This is a genomic window from Ruminococcus callidus ATCC 27760 (assembly GCF_000468015.1).
GTDB lineage: Bacteria > Bacillota > Clostridia > Oscillospirales > Ruminococcaceae > Ruminococcus_C > Ruminococcus_C callidus.
The window spans coordinates 2,723-5,852 of record NZ_KI260328.1; the positions used below are offsets into that span (position 1 = coordinate 2,723).

Sequence of the window (3,130 nt, forward strand, 5' to 3'; positions counted from 1 at the left end):
TCGCCAGACGCTCTTTGTGCGGTATTGCCTTAAGAAGTGTCCCCAAAAAGCACGCTGAAAAGTCTACTGCGTTTGACAAATTCCCCAGCATGTACTATAATAAGTGCATGGACAGAATAAATGCATGGACAGCCCACACAGGCTGCCCGCACCAAAACCGGAACTGCCATGCGGTTCCGACCAAAGGAGCATGTTTTATGTATCAGCTTGCCATTTTTGATCTGGACGGCACACTTGTCAACTCCATCGCCGATCTTGGCGGCACCGCCAACCACCTGCTGGAACAGCGGCACCTGCCCACGCACCCTATCGATGCCTACTACCACTTTGTGGGAAACGGCGTGCACAAACTCTGCGAACGCTGTCTGCCGCCGGACACACCTGCCGCAGAAGTGGAAACCTTTTTTGCGGAATTCAACGACTACTACAGCCGGCACTGTCTGGACAAAACGGCTCCCTATGACGGCATTCCCGCGGTTCTGGCACAGCTGAAAGCTGCCGGCGTACATCTGGCGGTGGCTTCCAACAAGACACAGCCCTTTGTGGAAACCATTGTCCGGCACTATTTCGGCAGCGACTGCTTCGACCAGATCTTCGGCAGCAGCGACGACCGCCCGAAAAAGCCGGCTCCGGCGATCGTGGAACAGATCCTGAAAACTGCCGGCATGTCCAAAGCACAGGCGGTGATGATCGGTGATTCCGACGTGGATATTCAGACAGGCAAAAATGCCGGCGTGCATACCATTGGCTGCGTCTGGGGATTCCGCGGGGAACAGGAGCTGGAACGTGCCGGAGCAGACGATCTCGCCCGAACTCCCGCCGATCTCCTGCGTTTCATGGAGATCTGACAAAAAACGCGTTTGTTTTTTCGCATATTTCGGGAAAAATTGAAATTTGCTTGACAATCCGGTCTTTTTTCGATATAATGTTTTTTGGAGCAAAACAGATGCTTTCGGAATGAGAACGGCATTCCGGAACGTGCTGCGTTCCGCTTTTTTTGCAGCTGACAGCTGTTTTATCTGCGGCGATCCGCACGGCGTTTCCGAACGGCTCTCTGCGGCATCGCCCAAGAATTTTTATTTTTTTGTTCTACGACCGGCTGCCCGCTTTGCAGAAAATGCTTCTTTTGGCTCTGCCTTTTTCACAAAGGCAGGGCTTTTTTCTTTGCTCCGGCGGCGGCAGTACAGCGGGAACGGTTCCTCCGTCCCGCGGAAAAGGCTATGCAGCTGTCTACTTTGCAATGTGATTCTTTCCGCGTTTCAAAATTTGTAATTCAAACTGAAAAGCAGGATTTCTTTTGAAAATACGGTTTCTCAGATTTCGATATGAAGAAAGTGCAAAAATCTGCAAAATTTGCATTGAAAAACATAGCCAAATGGTGTATAATAGATATTGTTCGAAGTGCGTGTACAGGTGTTTGAAGCGAATGCACAGGCATCACATACATTTTGAGTTTGGACAGCGTGGGGATATGGGATCATGACCAACGCACACAGGCGGGATTTTGCAGGGCAGTTTGCCGGCAGAACGCCTCTCGCGGCGGCAGGATCACCTGTATTCTTGACAGAATGTTTTGCTACATTTTAATTTTTTATCCAACAGGAGGAGATTCCCATGGCATTTACATTTAAGAACGCTTATCTTCAGGGCGTATACGACAGCGTCGTAAAGCGTAACGGCAACGAGCCGGAATTCCTGCAGGCAGTCGGCGAAGTCCTGATGTCTTTGGAGCCGGTCGTAGAAAAGGATCCGTCTTATGAAACCAACGGCGTTATCGACCGTATTGTAGAACCGGAACGTATGATCCAGTTCCGTGTTTCTTGGGTAGACGACAACGGCAAGGTACAGGTAAACCGTGGCTTCCGCTGCCAGTTCAACTCTGCAATTGGTCCGTACAAAGGCGGTCTGCGTCTGCACCCGTCTGTTTGTGCATCTGTTATCAAGTTCCTCGGCTTTGAGCAGACCTTCAAGAACAGCCTGACCACACTGCCGATGGGCGGCGGCAAGGGCGGTTCTGACTTCGACCCGAAGGGCAAGTCTGACAACGAAATCATGCGTTTCTGCCAGAGCTTCATGACAGAACTGTCCAAGCACATCGGTGCTGACACCGACGTTCCGGCTGGCGACATCGGTACTGGTGCTCGTGAGATCGGCTACATGTTCGGTCAGTACAAAAGACTGCGTAACGAATTCACCGGTGTTCTGACTGGTAAGGGTCTGTCCTACGGCGGTTCTCTGGCTAGAACAGAAGCTACCGGTTATGGTCTGCTGTACTTCACAGAAGAAATGATGAGCTGCATGAAGAATGACAGCGTCAAGGGCAAGACTGTTGTTGTTTCCGGTTCCGGCAACGTTGCGATCTATGCAACTGAAAAGGCTCAGGCACTGGGTGCAAAGGTTGTTGCACTGTCTGACTCCAACGGCTACATCTACGATCCGAACGGCATCAAGCTGGACGTTGTAAAGCAGATCAAGGAAGTAGAACGCGGACGCATCAAGGAATATGTAAACCGCGTAGAAGGTGCTACCTATACGGAAGGCTGCAAGGGCATCTGGACAATCAAGTGTGACATTGCTCTGCCGTGTGCAACCCAGAACGAAATCGACGGCGAATCTGCTGAGATCCTGCTGAAGAACGGCGTTCAGGTTGTTGCAGAAGGTGCAAACATGCCGTCTACTCCGGAAGCTATCGACAAGTTCCTGGCTGCCGGCATTCTGTTCGGACCGGCAAAGGCTGCTAACGCAGGCGGCGTAGCTACCTCTGGTCTGGAAATGTCCCAGAACAGCGAACGTCTGTCCTGGACATTCGAAGAAGTTGACGCTAAGCTGAAGCAGATCATGATCAACATCTTCCACAACGCATACGATCGTTCCAAGGAGTACGACGTAGAGGGCAATCTGGTTGTTGGTGCAAACATCGCCGGCTTCTTGAAGGTTGCTGATGCTATGAAGTGGCAGGGCGTTGCATACTAATCGAAGCGTTCGATTGTATCATTCTCTCATCTGATAAATAAGAAACAGCCCGTTTCCGGTGTGTCTGCCGGAAATGGGCTGTTTTTGTTGGCGTGTGGGGGAGGATAGCTTCGCTTTTCAAGAGAGCCTGAATAAAAAGCCTCCCCTGAAAGGGGAG

General features: G+C 51.2%; 2 protein-coding genes. Both read left to right on the top strand.

Going from position 1 to position 3,130, the window contains the following annotated elements; translation table 11 throughout:
- On the top strand, nt 1-848 hold an 848-nt coding region (locus RUMCAL_RS03075), incomplete at its 5' end, for an HAD family hydrolase (RefSeq protein ID WP_021681035.1).
- A 766-nt stretch (nt 849-1,614) separates the two neighbouring features.
- Entirely contained in the window at nt 1,615-2,973 is a 1,359-nt protein-coding gene (gene gdhA, locus RUMCAL_RS03085; RefSeq protein ID WP_021681039.1) for an NADP-specific glutamate dehydrogenase, read from the top strand.
- Nucleotides 2,974-3,130 lie beyond the last annotated feature (157 nt).

Excerpts from the sequence above, each read along its gene's own strand:
- gdhA (WP_021681039.1), top strand. The coding sequence starts at position 1,615 with ATGGCATTTACATTTAAGAACGCTTATCTTCAGGGCGTATACGACAGC.